Below are 16,259 nucleotides of genomic sequence, written 5' to 3'. Positions count from 1 at the left end.
CATGTTTTAAAAACCAATAAAGGGAACTTACACGTTATATGTGAAGTTCTCTTTATTTTTATGCAAATCTTTTATAGGGGAGCTAGTTTTGATATTCTAGTGTATGCGATAATAACGCTCGAGGGATGGGCTAGAGATAACAACGGCAGAAGGAGGAACAACGATGATCAACATCGGCCTATCCGGCTGGGGCGACCACGAACTAGGCGGCAGCAGAGGCAAGCTGCGCGAGTACGGCGCTCATTTCCCAATCGTGGAGCTAGATAGTTCATTCTACGCGATACAGCCAGAACGAAACTATCTCAAATGGCTGCAGGAAACACCCGATAATTTCAGCTTCATTATCAAAGCCTACCAAGGCATGACGGGGCATCTGCGGGGCGAGAACCCTTTTGAAGGCGGGATCGATCAGATGTTTGAGGTGTTCATGCAGTCTATTCGGCCGGTTCAAGAAGCGGGCAAGCTCAAGGCTGTGCTGTTTCAGTACCCGCCTTGGTTCGATTGCACGAAACCGAATGTGGCTGTTCTGCGCGATGCCAAAGCGAGAATGGGCGATGTTCCTTTAGCACTCGAATTTAGACATCAGAGTTGGTTCACGGATGATATGCGGGAGAAGACTCTGAGCTTTATGCGCAGTGAGGGTTGGATGCACAGCATCTGCGATGAGCCGCAGGCAGGGATTGGCTCGGTGCCGACGGTGCTTGAGGTGACGCATCCGGAGATGACGATGGTTCGTTTCCATGGCCGCAATGTCGGCGGCTGGGTGCAAAATAGCGAGACGAATTGGCGTGAGGTCAGGTATTTGTATAACTACAATCAGCGGGAATTGCAGGAGTGGAAGGGGTGGCTGCTGGAGCTGCACAAGCAAACGCGGGAGGTTTGTGTGATCTTCAATAACAATTCCGGAGGACATGCGGCAGGGAACGCGAAGGAACTCATGGAGATGCTGGGGATTGATTACGAGGGCTTAGCGCCGAGGCAGCTGGATTTGTTTTAAAAGCAGACGACTTACGGGATGAGCTAATTTCCCGCAAGGAGAGCAGCAGAGAGTGCTGCTCCCATTACAGGCTTGATAGTTACCACTCGGCAACGGTGCCATCCGCTTGACGCCAAACGGGATTTTTCCAGTTATGTCCGATTGCGGCCATTTCGCGGACTTTCTCCTCGTTGATTTCGATGCCCAAGCCCGGTGCAGTCAGATTCTTCACGAAGCCTTCTTCATACTGGAACACGGAAGGGTCTTTCAGGTAATCCAGCAAGTCGCTGCCCTGATTATAGTGAATGCCCAGACTTTGCTCCTGAATGAAGGCGTTAGGGGAGCAAATGTCGAGCTGCAAACACGAAGCCAATGCGATAGGACCAAGCGGGCAGTGCGGAGCAATCGCGATATCGTAAGCTTCGGCCATGGCTGCGATTTTACGTGTTTCCAGGATACCTCCGGCATGGGAGAGGTCGGGCTGGATAATGTCGACGATGCCTTGCGCGAGCAGCTCTTTGAAGCCCCAGCGCGTGTACATGCGCTCGCCGGTTGCTATAGGGCATGAGGTATAGCGGGCGATTTCTTTGAGCGCTTCATTATTCTCAGGAAGCACAGGTTCTTCAATAAACATCGGGCGGAAAGGCTCCAACTCTTTGACGATGATTTTGGCCATCGACTTATGGACACGCCCGTGGAAATCAATGCCAATGCCGACATCTTTGCCGACGGCCTCGCGTACGGCTGCGATGCGGGCGATAGCTTCATCGACTTTGCTGATGGAATCGATGTAGTGCATCTCTTCGGTGGCGTTCATTTTCACCGCGGTGAAACCGGCCTCAACCTGCAGCTTAGCGGCTTGCCCGACATCGCTCGGACGATCCCCGCCGATCCAAGAGTAGACACGCGTGCGATCGCGGCACGCCCCGCCTAACAAATCATATACAGGGGCATTGTAGAACTTGCCCTTAATGTCCCACAGCGCCTGCTCGATGCCGGAGATGGCACTCGACAGAATCGGTCCGCCGCGGTAGAATCCCCCGCGGTATAGCACTTGAAACATATCCTCGATCCGCATCGGATCTGTGCCTATGAGATAGTCGCTCATTTCTCTCACGGCAGCAGCTACGGTATCGGCTTTGCCCTCGACGACAGGCTCTCCCCAGCCCGTAATCCCTTCATCGGTTTCGATTTTCAGAAACAACCAACGAGGCGGTACTTTAAACAATTCCAGTTTGGTGATTTTCATCAGATTCTTCCTCTCCTTGTTACGAATAGTGGTCACGATACTCCTGAGGGGTCATTCCATAATGCTTTTTGAAGGCATGGTTAAAAGAGTGCGGTCGCTGATAGCCAAGTTGTGTAGCGATTTCGTATATTTTCTCTTGACCGTTTTTCAGCAGATAAGCTGCTTTGTCCATGCGCACACGACTCACGTAATCGCTTAGATTATCGCCGGTTTCCAGTTTGTAAATCTTCGATACATAGACCGGATGCAGGTAAACATGATCGGCTATGGATTGCAAAGAAACATCACTGGCAAGATGCTGTTCGATAAAGGAACGGATGTCGTTGATCAGGGTAGTCCGGCTGTCCTGCCTTTCTTGATCCATGTCCTCTCGCATGCGCTGCAAGGAGCGGAGAGACCAGTCACGAAGCTGGTTGACGGTGCGAAAAGGGATACCCTCTGTCATTTTCTCGTAGTCGCTGCCGATAAGCTGATGCAGCTGCCGGCCGTTTTTGTGGGCGATATAGGCGAAAGCTGAAGCAATGGAGAAGTAAACCTCCAGCAGATGCTCCTGGGATTCAGAGAACTTCGTACCCATCTCATCGAAAATCTGCGTAAGCTTATCCGCGGTATCCTCCCAACGAGCGGCCTCCAGGAGATGATTGAGCGTAGGGGGTTCGTACAGCCTTTGCAAAGCGGACAGTTCCGTCTGGACAGCCTCGTCACCCAGCCGCATCAACAGTTCATGCTCACTGCCGATCCGTTTGCGGAAGGCGCTCAGAGACGCATGATAAAGGGTTGTAAGATCAGAAGGGAATTCCCCCCAACTGCTTAGCAAAATGGAGATTTTACCCTTCAAATAATTGTTCACGGCCGATTGCAGAACGGCTGCGGTTCGTTCCAACCAGACAGGTTCCTCTTTCTCGGAGATAGCGAGCTTTCGTTTCATAATAAAAACTAAGTAATCATGCGCATCTTTCGTTGACCAGGTGTCGAATTTCTCCGCGAATAATTCCTCCACCATGTTGCTGATAGCATATTCCATTAAGGACAGCCGTCTCATATCGTAGTCGAGGAAGTCGGATTCTAGCCGAATCATCATGCATACACAGGCTTGGCCATGAAAATCAGGGAGCTCAAGCATTTGCATTTTCTCCTGCAAGGAGGTCTCGGTCAGGTTGCGTCCCTGAAGTAAATCATTGAGCAAATTTCCCCGCAGCAGCGGCAGATTTTCCTTGAATGTATAGGCGAGCCGCCGTGTGGAAAAGACTTCCTGCCATTCTTTTTGCAGCTTATCCATCACGCGTTTGACGGTAGCCAGCAGATCCTGCTGTGTTACTGGTTTCAGTAAATAGTCTTCTGTCCCCTGAAGAATCGCTTCTTTGGCATAGTTGAAATCCGAGTAGCCTGACAGAAGGATGCATTTGGTTTTGGGCCACCTGCGGTTGATTTCGGCAATTAATTGCAAGCCTGTTATTCCTGGCATTTGGATATCCGTCAGGACGATATCTATGGAGAATTGCTCGAGCAGCTCCAGTGCCTCTTGGCCAGAGTAAGCCTTGAAAATCTGTTCAATCCCCAGAGACGCCCAGTCGATCGTAGCGTGAAGTCGATCCACGACGTGCGCTTCATCATCGACAATCAGAAGTTGGATCATGGTCTATTCTCCTTTGCCGCCGGGAGGGCTTCCTGCCGAGTTTCCCGTTTCCAAGTCAGATCTGCCCGCAAGCCCCCTTGTTTACTCAAATGGAACGTGAGGCCGGAGCCTTCACCAAATTGATAGAGCAGTCGATGATGCACATTCCACGTCCCGCAGCCAATATCGTCAGACATGGGCGATTGCAACTGCTTTGTTAATTTGGCTAACCCTTCGGGCGTTAAACCTGGGCCGCTATCCTCGACGATAACCCGGTTCCAGCCGTCCTCTTGCTCACCTGTGATGGTGATTCTATTGCTTGTTATGCTGCGTTCGATGCCATGAACGATGGCGTTCTCCACCAAAGGCTGCAGAATGAGCCGGGGAACCTGTTCGTTCAGCATATCATCCGGAATGGCAATATCATACGTCAACCGATGAATGCGAAGCTGCTGAATGTTCAAATAATGCGTGACCAGGTGCAATTCCTCCTGCAAGCGGACGGTCTGCTTTTCGACTCTTGTCGTATACCGGTAAAACTCGGCCAAATTTTGCGCCATCGCCACAACGGATTCCTTATCTTCCATTTCGGCGGAATTGATGATGAAAAACAAAGAATTATACAGAAAATGCGGATGAATCTGCGACTGCAATTGTTTCAGTGTAGCTTCGCGGGAACGTATTTTCTCGACATATACATCCTCGACCAGCACTTGGATTTGCGTCGCCATTTCATTGAAGCGTTGGATAAGGAAATCGAATTCATTCTTGGCTTTGTAGTCGATGCGTGCTGAGAGATCGCCTCTTTTCACTTTCTGTACGCTCTGGATCATTTTGCCGATAGGAATTTGTACATTTCTGTACAACAAAAAAGCTGCCAGCACACTGAGCATGAGCAGAAGCGCAATAGATCCGTAAAATAAGTTGCGTGTCATCGTTATGGGCGCCAATATTTTCTGAACAGGCACATAATCGACCAAATACCAGCCCAGCTGCTCCGATTTCACATAACTAACCAAGTACTCCTGCTTCTGAATGTCGATCTGCAGTTGACCGGATTCCGGCAAGCCCTTCTTCTCGAATTCGGCCCTGATGATGCCCGCGATAGAAGCATTGGACGAACTGTTTAAAATAATGGCCTGCTGTTCACCAAGCAGAAAAGGGTCGCTGCGTTTATCTTTTTTGTATACATCCAGCAGTTGGATCATATTTTGCACGCTAAATCTCACTTGATAAAGCACATTTGCCTGCTCAACGGTTTGCGCGCGAATCGGCTCGCTAATTTCCCGTATAAACGATCCCACGCCTTTGTCGCCTTCGCGCTGCTCATAGGTCCATGTTCGCTGAATCGCTCTTTGCCAAGGCCAAGAATCGGTCCCATTGACGAAAATGCTGGAGGACAGCACTTGCTTCTCCTTGGGTGTCGCTATCGTAAGCTCGTTCACCCAACCGCTGGAAACACTTTGCAAGCTAAGCTTCTGGATGATGCGCGATTGTTCTTTCAGCATGTCATAATCCGGCGCATTGTACCGGTCGATATATTCCCTGACATAAGGATCGCTGCCCAGAATGACAGGGGACATCGCGAGCCGCTCCACATCCGCATCCAGTTGGTGCATGAAGAAAGACAGTTGATTTAAATTGGACGATTGAATCTGGTCCTGGACGACACGATTCGTAATGCGGTTTGTGAAACTATACAGAAGCACAATAGGAATCAGAAGCAGGACCAGCAGAATTAAAATTTTGCTGAAAATATTCAGTTTATACGGCATGCCCAATCACCTTCCACTATCTGCTAAGCTAACCAACTTAGAACTTAATATACGAGAGATGCCCGCCAAAGGAAAGGCAGCAGCTCTCGTAGACAGGAGTTCTGTTATTAACCTTTGACAGCACCGGCGGAAAGTCCGCTAACGACGTAGCGCTGGGAAACCAGAGCGATAATGAGGACTGGAAGCGTGATGATACATGCCGCTGCCATTAATGCGCCCCAGTTGATTTCAGAATAGGACATGAAATTAAATACGGCAATCGGCAGTGTCTTCGTTTTGTCACCGGCCAGAATCACGGAGAACATGAAGTTGTTCCACGAGAAGATGAACGAGAGCAGGGAGGCTGTGATGACACCCGGGCCGGAGATCGGCAGGATGATCCGCAGGAATACTTGATGATGTGTACAGCCGTCGATGAGGCCGGATTCCTCAATCTCTGTTGGCAGCGCCTCGAAGAAGGAGATCATAATCCAGATGATGAAGGGCAGTCCGACAAGCATATGACTGAGAATAAGGGCGGTATACGTATCGACCAAATGAATTTTGGAAAACAGGATGAACCATGGAATCAAGAATGTAATGCCTGGGATAATACGAGCAACCAAGATGAGCAGTCCGAGCTTCTGCAGATGATGGCGAGCGATTGCATAAGCAGCTGGCAGACCCAGCAGAAGTGACATCAGCGTTGAACCGGCAGCGACCAGAAAGCTATTCCAGATGAATTTCATGAAGTCGTATTCTTTGAATACGCTGACATAGTTATGGAACGTCGGCTTGAAGATGAACAGCTGGCCGGTCGACAAGATTTGCGATTGTGTCTTGAAGGAAGCGAGCAGCATCCAGACGAAAGGAAAAGCAAACACGATCAGCACAAGGAAAGTAAGCAGTGTTTGGGCAATTCTTGGACCTTTCTTTTTCCTCATGATGAAGCTCCCTCCAATCTTTTGCGCATCCAAATCATGAATAAGGTCAGGCCCATCACAAGCGCGAAGAAGATCACGAGAAGCGAGGACGCCATGCCCAGTTTGAAGTATTGGAAGCCAAGCACATAGCCGTACAGGTTCAGCGTTTCCGAAGCGAAGTTCGGTCCGCCTTGGGTTGTTGCATAGATGATGTCGAAGGTTTTCAGAACGTCGATCAAGCGCAGCATAGCTGCAACGATAATCGTTGGACGAAGCAAAGGAAGCGTGATAGAGACGAACTTTCTCCAAGTGCTTGCCCCATCTACGTCGGCTGCCTCATAAGGGTCTGACGGCAGCGTGGCTAAACCAGCCATAATAATGAGGGCAATCATGGGCGTCCATTCCCACACATCGACGATGACGAGGGATGGAATAACCTGATTGGGGGAGGCCAGCCAAAGCAGCGGCTGCAAGCCGAGTGATTTCAACATCATGTTGGCAACACCAATCGTAGGCTCATAAATCAACATCCAGACTAAACCCATAGCGACTGGGGTTGCTACCATCGGCAGCAGGAAAACGGTCTTAACGAGATTTTTGCCGCGGAATTCTCTGGACAGCAGCAAAGCGATGGCGATACCGAGAATAACCTCTAGGGTAAGGGCAGCGAAGGTGAAGTAGAACGTAGAACCTGCCGCATGCCAGAAACGTTCGTCTTTGAGTAATGCGATATAGTTGGACAGCCCGACCCACGCGGGCGGCGTAGTGGCGGACATGCTCCACTCATAAAAGCTGATTCGAACGGTATAGATGATTGGAAAGAGCATCATAAGCATAACGAAGATGACGGCTGGCAGCGTGTAGATCCATTTCAAGTTGCGGTTAAACCAACTGTACTGCATGGTGCATACATCCTTTCTGAAGGCGGTAACAGGCTTTGATGAAAGATGAAAGGGGTCATAAGATGACCCCTTCATCGGAACTAACGGTTTATCTGGATTTGTCTTTATCGATGATCGTTTGCAGGGCTTGGTTGGCTTTGTCGGCGACAGGCTGGAGATTCGTCTCGCCCGTCATGATTTTCTGGACGATTTCACCGACAGCATCGCGGGCTTCGCCTACGCTGATGACGGTCGGACGGTCATGATCGACACCGGTTTTGGCGCTTTCTTTGATAACCGGAACGAGTTCTGCCGGGAATCCTGTGGTACCCTCGGCTTTATCCCACACGGAAATACGGGCGCCTGGGTTGCCTTTTTGCTGCGTTTTCAAGACGACATCTTTGCTGGTTGCCCACTGAATGAACGCCCATGTCGCCTCTTTGTTGGCGGATTTGGCATTCATAGCAAGTCCCCAAGAGGTGATGCTGTAAGGCTTGGAACCTGCTTTGCCGCCAGGGAATACAGCGAATCCGACTTGATCAGAAATTTTGGATTTCGTCGGGTCCGTCGCATTCTGGTACAGCGAGTTCGCATCCGTTAGGAAGGCAACCTTGCCTTGGGCGAAGATGGCGAAAGCTTGCGGCCACGACATGTTCAGAACGCCTGGAGGCGCATAATCTTTGAGCAGCGTACCATAGGTGGTGAAAGCTTTCAGCGCTTCAGGCGTATTGATGCTCGCCTTGTCGCCAGTTGTGAAATCAGCGCCCTCTGAGTATAGGAAGGAAGATACCTGGGTCACCAAAGGTGAGCGCTGACCTCTGGCTACGAAGCCGTACATCTCATTTTTGGGATCATGCAATTTCTTCACGGCTGCCGTCAGTTCATCCAGTGTTTTCGGTACAGCAATGCCGGCTTTTTGCAGCAAGTCTTTGCGGTAGTAAAGGATTTCTTGCTCGGTAATAATCGGGATGCCAGCTAACTTGGCGTCAACCGTCGTGGAGCCGATAGCGGATTTGGTGAAATCGCTAAAATCGTAATCTTTGGCTTTTTGCGCAAAATCATCAAGGGGCTGTACCCAGCCGTTTTTGTAGAAAAGCTTGCCTTCCTGAAGTGGACGGTACATGAAGACGTCAGGTGTAGCAGATCCGGATGTGAATTGCACGGTCAGCTTTTGGGTGAGCTGGTCCTCGAAGAAGCTTTCTACATTCACTTTGATGCCGGTTTCTTTTTCGAAATCAGGCAGTAAAGGTTTAATGGCTTCGGCCCAAGGGTGATTGGCTGTGACTAACGAGATCGTTTTGCCTGCATAAGGTTTGGCATTGGCTGTTGCAGATGTGCCTGCCTGCGCAGATGGCTGTGGGGTCTCGCTCGCTGTATTTCCGCATCCTGTTGCCACGGTGGCTGCCATGACGACTGTTGTTCCAACGCCAACCCATTGTTTGAATGATTTTCTCATCTACTATGTGACCTCCCAAGTACTTTGAAATGGTTGTGCTTACATCTCTAAGAGTACCTGATTTCTGTATTGGGTTTATATAACTAAGATTCAACATGGATAACTACGATTGAAGGAAAACGATGCATTGATTGCATTATGTTTCAAATAAACAGGCTTTATGCAAAATAAGGAAAAGGGCTGATTCCTGCCTTGACCCTAACGTTAATGGTATAGCTTATCATTGGAAAGAAGCCAAATTGAAAGGAACGTTGGATGATGAACATATTAGCTATCTCAGGTAGTTTGCGAACCGTGTCGTCGAATACCAAATTAATTCAGGTCTTATCAGCGTTAGCTCCTGTCGGTATTGAGATCAACATCTATGAAGGTATCGGTGAGCTGCCGCATTTCAACCCCGATTTGGACGGAGACGAGCCGCCTCAAGCCGTTCAGGAGTGGCGTAAAGTTCTGCAAGCCGCGGACGGAGTTATCCTGAGTACGCCGGAATACGCGCATGGCGTGCCTGGTGTGCTCAAAAATGCCCTGGACTGGATTGTCTCCTCCGGTGAATTTGTTGATAAGCCAACAGCGGTTATTAGTGCATCGCCGTTAGCTACAGGTGGAGAGAAGGCGCATGATTCGCTGCTGTTGACACTGGGGCTTATGACGGCGTCCCTTATTGGTTCCAGTAAGGTTGCCAATGTGAATATGAAACTAGCTGCGGGTAATTTGGCGGCCAATGAAGAGTTGAAGCGGGAGCTGCAGCGCATTTTAAGCCTCTTCGCTTAGCCAATGCGAACCGAAATTTTTGCGCATTTCTATAGAATTCAGCTATAGTAGAAGTAATAAACAAGACTAACGTGCAGGTTTGTCATAGAGGAGAGTGCGGAATCATGCTAGCTGCCATCATTTTGGGGATTATTGCTCTTGTCATCATTATAGGCGCAACATTCTGGGTGACGAAGAAGGCATACTCCCGGAGATGGGACGAAGAGGATCACGATTAAAAATGCGACCGATATTCGGTTGTCAGGTATATGCTTTCTTGCTATGATTGAAGCAGTTCATTCAAAGGTGGCTGGCCGATGAAACGCATGGAGGCCGAATTCAGTAATCTGGTTAAGGCATATCGCAAGAAGCATATGGGCAAAGGGCCGGAGCGTGTGACAACGACCTTCTGCAAATGTTGGGCGATCTGCGAAATGGCAGGCAACTTGTCCCCGGTGGAGAAGTTTATGGCGAAGACGGGCGATGGCAGACAGATGCTCCGCACGGCGCGCACGGAAATGGTGAAAGAGATTTACAAGGAGCATCCGCCTGTAGAAATGGAAGAGCTGCTGGGCGCGAAGTTCGTCCAGTTGTTCGTAGATATCGATATTGAACAGGATATCGGGATGTCGATCTTCGTTTTCGATCAGGATTTGGAAAAGAAATATAAATCGATATAGCAAGGTGCTTGGCACTTGGTAGCGAACCTGCCTAAGACTAACCACTGTGAAACATGACTTGAGGATTCTTCTTTTGGGAAGAGGGCTGAGGACTGTTTTACGGTGGTTTTTTGCATCAATAAGCCGAAATTTTCAATATAAGGAGCTAATCGTTCATGGGGAAAACAAAGCATACCGGGCCCATCAAGCTGCCCGCCAAGCCGGATCCCAAGTTGTGGGTCAGCAAGGTGCCATTCGGCATGGGTAAAATCAAACCTAAGCATATTCGCGAAACAGCGAAAATTGCTTGGCAGAATCGCGACAATCTGCCGTACGCGTACCGGATTCTAACGCAAGGCGTATGCGATGGCTGTGCCTTGGGGGTGTCTGGACTCTACGACCAAACCCTGGCAGGACCGCATCTGTGCACGACCCGACTGAACGTGCTGAGATTAAACACGATGCCGGCGATTCGCGAGGATATCCTGCATGCGGATATCGAGGAGTTGAGCCGACTGGGCAGCACCGAGCTTAGGCAGCTCGGCCGTATTCCTTATCCGCTCATTCGACGTCAGGGGGAGCGGAGATTTAGCCGAGCGACATGGGACGAGGCGCTCGATCTGGTTGCCGCGAAGATGAGGGCAACGAATCCTAAGCAGACGGCTTTCTATCTCACGGCGCGGGGGATTACGAACGAGTCGTATTATGTGGCAGCGAAGGTGGCCAGGCTGCTCGGCACGAACAACATCGACAACGCCTCGCGCATCTGCCACTCGCCGTCGAAGACGGCCCTCAAGCGCTCCGTGGGTGTCGGCGCTTCGACTTGCAATTACAAGGACTGGATCGGCACGGACGTCCTTGTGTTCTGGGGCAGTGTGGCGGCGAATAATCAGCCCGTCTCCACGAAGTATATGTACGCGGCGAAGCGCAAAGGGACGAAGATCATTGTCATTAACCCGTACTACGAGCCGTCTATGGAGAAGTACTGGATTCCTTCGATTGCCGAATCGGCGCTATTCGGCACGAAGCTGTGCGACGATGTGTACCAAGTGAACATCGGCGGAGACATTGCCTTCATGAACGGCGTCATGAAGGTATGGTTTGAGATGGAGGAGCGGGAGCCGGGCTCCGCCATTGACCATGCGTTCGTGCAGGCGCACACGCACGGACTGGAGCAGCTGCGCGCTCACGTGGCGCAGCAGGACTGGACGACGCTGGAGCAGTCGTCCGGTCTCACCCGCGAACGCATGCGCGAGTTCGCGGAGCTGCTGGCGCGTGCCGCCAGCGCGGTCTTCGTGTGGAGCATGGGGCTCACACAGCACCGCTTCGGCACGGACAACATCTCGCAGGTGGCGAATCTCGCCCTCCTGCGGGGCTTCCTGGGCCGCGAGCACTGCGGGCTGATGCCCATCCGCGGCCATAGCGGCGTGCAGGGCTCCGGCGAGATGGGCGCGGATCCCTTCAGCCTGCCCGGCGGCGAGATCAGCAGCGCCGCCGACCGCAGCCGCATCGAGCAGCTCTGGGGCTTCGAGCTGCCGCGCTGGCAGGGTGACATCGTCGGTGTCACCCTCGAGAACGCGCTCCTGCCCGAGGAGCAGGAGCGCAAGCTCCGGATGTTCTACACATCCGGCGGCAACTTCCTCGAGACGATGCCGGACCCGGCATTCGTCCGAGAAGCCCTGACGAGCATCGATGTCCGTGTTCACCAGGACATCATCCTGAACACCTCCACGCTGCTGGACGCGCGGGAGGCTGTGGTTGTGCTGCCCGCGATGACGCGCTACGAGCAGCCTGGAGGCGGGACGTCCACCTCGACGGAGCGGATGGTGTACTTCTCGCCCGAGATCGCCGGCCCCCGGATCGGCGAAGCGCGCGCGGAATGGGCGATCTATGCCGATCTCGCCCGCCGCGTGAAGCCCGAGGCCGCCGGGCAGCTTGGCTGCGGCAGCGCAGAAGCCATTCGCGCGGAGATCGCCTTGGCCGCGCCAAGCTACAACGGCATTCAGCACCTGCGTGAGCGCGGCGATGTGTTTCAATACGGGGGCGCGTGGCTGTGCGAAGACGGTGTCTGTCCGACACCGGATGGCCGCGCCGCGCTGCTGCCTATCGAGCTTCCGGAACTGCGGAAGCCGGAGGGGCATTTCGCGGTGACGACGCGCCGCGGCAAGCAGTTCAATTCGATGATCTACAGCGACACCGATCCGTTCAATGATGCGGATCGCTACGATGTGCTGATTCATCCTGGCGACGCAGGTGCTCTATCGCTGCACGATGGCGACGCGATTGTCGTCTACAACAGCTACGGGAGTATGCACGGCAGGGTAAAGCGGGCTGATGTCAAATCAGGCAATATCGAGGTGCATTGGCCCGAAGGCAATTCCCTGATTCCCAAGGGGGTTTATGAGCAGTATGCCGGGATTCCGGAATATAACACAGCAGTGATCGTGGAGAAAGCGGAGACTTACCACGCCTACAAGGATACACGCTACATCGAGAAACGGATTGAAGAACTGGAAACAGAAGTGGAGTGATGAGCGAGCATGCAAGACGATCCGCATAGACCATTAGAGGAGCCCTCGCTTACCTCTACGACCACATGGACGGTACACCGCTATAAGAACGCCGCGATCATTCCGGATGAAGATACCATCGCCACAGAAGCTCCCCTCACCATCAAAATCGATGGCGAAGAGTTCGCGACCCTTGTGTATACGCCGACCCACACAGAGGAGCTGGTGACGGGCTTTCTGGCTTCCGAGGGTCTGATTCGCTTCGTGGACCAAATCGAGTCGCTTGCGCTGGAGGAGGAGCGAGGCTTCGCCCATGTGAAGCTGCGCCACCTGCACCAGTTAAGCCAGAAGATGGTGTCCAAGCGCTTCATCGGCTCCTGCTGCGGGAAAAGTCGGCAGTTCTACTTCCATAATGATGCCCGCACAGCCAAGACGGTCCGTACACCACTGCAACTCACGGTCGAGCAATGTTTCCGTCTTATGAATCAGCTGCAGGAGCAATCCATCGACTTTCAAGCCACAGGCGGATTGCATAATGCTGGGTTATGCACAGCAGATGAACTTCTGCTTAGCAGAGCTGATATTGGACGACATAACGCGCTTGATAAAATATATGGCTACCTGCTGAGACAGCGCGTACCGGTCCGGGATAAAGTGATCGCTTTCAGCGGTAGAGTGTCTTCCGAAGTCGCCCTCAAAGCGGCAAAAATCGGCGTGGGCATTCTTTTGTCCAAATCAGCTCCTACCGACTTGGCCCTTCGCTTGGCGCAGGATCTGGGAATTACGGTGGTCGGCTTCATTCGTAAGGAGCAATTGACCGTATACACACATCCTGAGCGAATAATAGGGTGCAATTAGGCAGAATTTTGCGCTATCTCTCTTATATGAAAACTTTATATTGTCTCTCATTCTCAAATATGCTAGATTCTAGCTACTGTCATATTTTGTTAAGAGAGGGAGAACGGCATGGGGAATTGGAATACATATAAGAAAAAAGGGTTCATTGCGCTGCTGTCAGCGTTCTTGCTTGTTTCCCTACTAGGTCCTGCACCTTCTTATGCAGCTGAAGTGAACACGGAAGTTCCTAAGGTTATTGAGAAAACATCGCCTTCGGTCGTTGCCATTATTGGCAAGCCTTCCGACTCGGATAAGTCGCTGGAGAAGAATCGATTTAATCTTGCGCACGGTACCGGTGTCATCGTGGAATCGAACGGAGTTATTGTAACGAACGCGCACGTTGTCAAAGGGATGAGAAATATCGTCGTCGTGACATCCAACGGAACAACCTACAATGGTCGTGCCACGAATATCGATGAGGAAAGCGATTTGGCTTTGGTCAAAATCGACGCAACCGGCTTATCGCCCGCCACATTTGCTTCTTCCTCGGATATTAAAGTCGGCGAAACGGTTGCGGCCATTGGCACGCCGATTTCGTTCGCCCTGAGAAATTCGGTTACGGTGGGCATTGTCAGCGGACTTGACCGCTCGGTGAGCTCGCAATATCAACTGATTCAAACCGATGCCGCGATCAACCCGGGCAACAGCGGGGGCGCCTTAATTAACATGAAAGGCGAAGTCATCGGCATTAACACGATGAAATATGCGGATATCGGTGTGGAGAATCTCGGTTTTGCCATCCCGGTGGATACCGTTAAATATGTATTGAAGCATTTTCAACTGTATGGCAAAGTCAAACGGCCTTATCTGGGCCTTGAACTGGAAGAAAGCTGGGAAGCCGTAGTTGGTTTACCAAGCTCCACGGGACTGCGGGTCGCTTATGTGGATCCGGATTCACCAGCAGCGAGCGCAGGCATTCAGCAGGATGATTTCCTAGTCTCGATCGGCACCAGCAAAGTGAAAACGCTGGTCGATTACAATGAGGCGATCAAGCATTATTTGCCAGGCGAGAAGGTGGATATCACCATTCAATCTGGCAGTTCCCCAGTGACCAAGTCCGTCACCCTGGGCGAAGCGAAGCAGCAAGAGACGAAGTGGAAGCAGGACGCGGAAGGCACTTATCTGGACGCGGATCGCGGTAAAACGAAGATCGGTGACAGCCACTTCGGCTGGTCGATGAAATATCCCGCAGGACTGGTCAAAGGACGGCAGTCCGATGACGGAGATGCGGTTAGCTTCATAGATGCCAAGGGCGAATTCTCTTTATCTATTTCGGTAGAGAGCAAGCTGAGCGACGAACTCTCGCCTACAGCCTTGCTGAATCGCTTGGCGAGTGACGATGAGGATGATTATTCCGGCATGTCGTCAGCCACAATTCTGGAGCGCCAGTATGTGAAGCGCGACACCAATCCGTTTGGTAAAATTGTCAGCCGCTCTGGGGATAGGGGTTATGTCCAAACCCGCGGCTATCTGCACCAAGGCAAGCTGTACAAAGTGCAACTGTTTGTAACGAAAGAGCACTACAACAATGATTTCAAACAAAACAGTTATAACGATCTGCTGGACAGCTTTAAGCTTTCCTTTAATGAGAAGGATGACTCCCTTCGTGATATCTCGGTATTTTCCAATGGGAATACAACCTACACGAATGAGTACGGCTTGTCCTTCGCCCTCCCATCCAGTTGGCAGCAAGGCGGCTATACAGGCGGATCTTCCTTCTTTAATGATGATTACACGCAAGCGATTCATGTTCGGGTTACTTCAGCTTCTTCCGGTGATACACTGGCCGCTTGGGCAGAGCGTCAAACCAAACAGTTCGAAGCCTTATATGCGCCTAAGTACCGCACGGTTGACGAACCCAAAGAGATTACGCTGGCAGGTGTGCCTGCCTTGCAAGTAGGCTATGCCGACACGCTCGGCAATAAGTGGAATGCGGGTTACTCTCTCTTTTTCATTAAGGATAAGTACAAATATGAGGTGGAAGTGAGTTATCCGCGAGATGACAAAGGCAAGGAACTGGACGAACTTCTGGAAACCTTGACTTCAACGATCAAAGTGGATAAAGATAGCATGGACCAAGAGCTTGGTTATATTCAAGATCTGGACGAGCTGATGGACCCGGATCGGACGATTACTTACAAGAATGAGAAATACAAATATACTGTGCATGTTCCTGAGAATTGGACAAGTGCTAATTCCTATGACAACAAGGATCAAGCGAACAAAATCTTCAGTTTCACCGGTGGGGATTTAACCATAGGGGCAGACACCAAATCGTCTTATGAAGACGCAATTAAGAAGGAAGAAGCCGCTCAGAAGAAAAGCCGCGATAACGATAGTGAGTATGTGTACACCAGCTCGGATGTGACCTTGTTTGACGATATCAAAGCGAAAAAGTTCGATATTAGCTATGATAAAGCTAAGGTCCCGTATAAGGAAACCGTCTATATTTTCGTGCAAAATCAGATCACTTATCATGTGTCGCTGAGCATTGACGAGGCGGTTCGTACAGAAGCAAATGAAAATCGATTAATCAAGGCTTTCGAGTCCCTTACCTTTCTAAAATAGGTGCAAAAGCAGGAGACGGTA

Annotated in this window: 12 protein-coding genes; 6 read left to right on the top strand and 6 right to left on the bottom strand. The window is 51.1% G+C overall.

Annotated features, from left to right (window positions below; genetic code table 11):
• The first annotated feature begins 163 nt into the window (after positions 1–163).
• Positions 164–997: a DUF72 domain-containing protein gene (locus LOZ80_RS30020; RefSeq protein ID WP_238168039.1), complete on the top strand. Its 834-nt coding sequence runs from the start codon at positions 164–166 to the stop codon at positions 995–997.
• Positions 998–1,076: 79 nt separating this feature from the next.
• On the opposite strand, the gene dgoD is transcribed toward LOZ80_RS30020, so the two are convergent.
• The 6 genes from dgoD to LOZ80_RS29990 form a co-directional block, all read right to left on the bottom strand.
• On the bottom strand, positions 1,077–2,225 hold the full coding sequence (gene dgoD, locus LOZ80_RS30015) for a galactonate dehydratase (RefSeq protein WP_238168038.1): 1,149 nt from the start codon (positions 2,223–2,225) through the stop codon (positions 1,077–1,079).
• A gap of 19 nt (positions 2,226–2,244) precedes the next feature.
• Positions 2,245–3,861, bottom strand: a complete 1,617-nt coding sequence (locus tag LOZ80_RS30010) for a response regulator (RefSeq protein ID WP_238168037.1) — start codon at positions 3,859–3,861, stop codon at positions 2,245–2,247.
• Complete coding sequence (locus LOZ80_RS30005; RefSeq protein ID WP_238168036.1) at positions 3,858–5,615, bottom strand: sensor histidine kinase; 1,758 nt, start codon at positions 5,613–5,615, stop codon at positions 3,858–3,860. The genes LOZ80_RS30010 and LOZ80_RS30005 overlap by 4 nt, the downstream gene beginning before the upstream one ends.
• A gap of 107 nt (positions 5,616–5,722) precedes the next feature.
• Entirely contained in the window at positions 5,723–6,538 is an 816-nt protein-coding gene (locus tag LOZ80_RS30000) for a carbohydrate ABC transporter permease (RefSeq protein WP_238168035.1), read from the bottom strand.
• Complete coding sequence (locus LOZ80_RS29995) at positions 6,535–7,419, bottom strand: carbohydrate ABC transporter permease (protein ID WP_238168034.1); 885 nt, start codon at positions 7,417–7,419, stop codon at positions 6,535–6,537. The genes LOZ80_RS30000 and LOZ80_RS29995 overlap by 4 nt, the downstream gene beginning before the upstream one ends.
• An 88-nt stretch (positions 7,420–7,507) precedes the next feature.
• Positions 7,508–8,854 (bottom strand): ABC transporter substrate-binding protein, encoded by a 1,347-nt coding sequence (locus LOZ80_RS29990; RefSeq protein WP_238168033.1) that lies wholly within the window; start codon positions 8,852–8,854, stop codon positions 7,508–7,510.
• Between the two features lie 255 nt (positions 8,855–9,109).
• Between LOZ80_RS29990 and LOZ80_RS29985 the strand changes: the two genes are divergently transcribed.
• From LOZ80_RS29985 to LOZ80_RS29965, 5 genes are all read left to right on the top strand, one after another.
• Positions 9,110–9,625 (top strand): NADPH-dependent FMN reductase, encoded by a 516-nt coding sequence (locus tag LOZ80_RS29985; RefSeq protein ID WP_238168032.1) that lies wholly within the window; start codon positions 9,110–9,112, stop codon positions 9,623–9,625.
• Between the two features lie 296 nt (positions 9,626–9,921).
• On the top strand, positions 9,922–10,284 hold the full coding sequence (locus tag LOZ80_RS29980) for a Na-translocating system protein MpsC family protein (protein ID WP_189013221.1): 363 nt from the start codon (positions 9,922–9,924) through the stop codon (positions 10,282–10,284).
• A 155-nt stretch (positions 10,285–10,439) separates the two neighbouring features.
• Positions 10,440–12,794: an FdhF/YdeP family oxidoreductase gene (locus LOZ80_RS29975; RefSeq protein WP_238168031.1), complete on the top strand. Its 2,355-nt coding sequence runs from the start codon at positions 10,440–10,442 to the stop codon at positions 12,792–12,794.
• Between the two features lie 9 nt (positions 12,795–12,803).
• Positions 12,804–13,631: a formate dehydrogenase accessory sulfurtransferase FdhD gene (gene fdhD, locus LOZ80_RS29970; RefSeq protein ID WP_238168030.1), complete on the top strand. Its 828-nt coding sequence runs from the start codon at positions 12,804–12,806 to the stop codon at positions 13,629–13,631.
• 108 nt (positions 13,632–13,739) lie between these two features.
• Positions 13,740–16,238, top strand: a complete 2,499-nt coding sequence (locus LOZ80_RS29965) for a S1C family serine protease (protein WP_238168029.1) — start codon at positions 13,740–13,742, stop codon at positions 16,236–16,238.
• Positions 16,239–16,259: the final 21 nt, after the last annotated feature.

Origin of the sequence: Paenibacillus sp. HWE-109, from assembly GCF_022163125.1 — a bacterium.
In the GTDB taxonomy this organism is placed as follows: Bacteria; Bacillota; Bacilli; order Paenibacillales; family NBRC-103111; genus Paenibacillus_E.
Note: the sequence above shows the minus strand (reverse complement) of the source record. Positions and strands in the feature narration are given on the sequence as shown.

Excerpts from the sequence above, each read along its gene's own strand:
- LOZ80_RS30020 (WP_238168039.1), top strand. The coding sequence starts at position 164 with ATGATCAACATCGGCCTATCCGGCTGGGGCGACCACGAACTAGGCGGC.
- dgoD (WP_238168038.1), bottom strand. The coding sequence starts at position 2,225 with ATGAAAATCACCAAACTGGAATTGTTTAAAGTACCGCCTCGTTGGTTG.
- LOZ80_RS30010 (WP_238168037.1), bottom strand. The coding sequence starts at position 3,861 with ATGATCCAACTTCTGATTGTCGATGATGAAGCGCACGTCGTGGATCGA.
- LOZ80_RS30005 (WP_238168036.1), bottom strand. The coding sequence starts at position 5,615 with ATGCCGTATAAACTGAATATTTTCAGCAAAATTTTAATTCTGCTGGTC.
- LOZ80_RS30000 (WP_238168035.1), bottom strand. The coding sequence starts at position 6,538 with ATGAGGAAAAAGAAAGGTCCAAGAATTGCCCAAACACTGCTTACTTTC.
- LOZ80_RS29995 (WP_238168034.1), bottom strand. The coding sequence starts at position 7,419 with ATGCAGTACAGTTGGTTTAACCGCAACTTGAAATGGATCTACACGCTG.
- LOZ80_RS29990 (WP_238168033.1), bottom strand. The coding sequence starts at position 8,854 with ATGAGAAAATCATTCAAACAATGGGTTGGCGTTGGAACAACAGTCGTC.
- LOZ80_RS29985 (WP_238168032.1), top strand. The coding sequence starts at position 9,110 with ATGATGAACATATTAGCTATCTCAGGTAGTTTGCGAACCGTGTCGTCG.
- LOZ80_RS29980 (WP_189013221.1), top strand. The coding sequence starts at position 9,922 with ATGAAACGCATGGAGGCCGAATTCAGTAATCTGGTTAAGGCATATCGC.
- LOZ80_RS29975 (WP_238168031.1), top strand. The coding sequence starts at position 10,440 with ATGGGGAAAACAAAGCATACCGGGCCCATCAAGCTGCCCGCCAAGCCG.
- fdhD (WP_238168030.1), top strand. The coding sequence starts at position 12,804 with ATGCAAGACGATCCGCATAGACCATTAGAGGAGCCCTCGCTTACCTCT.
- LOZ80_RS29965 (WP_238168029.1), top strand. The coding sequence starts at position 13,740 with ATGGGGAATTGGAATACATATAAGAAAAAAGGGTTCATTGCGCTGCTG.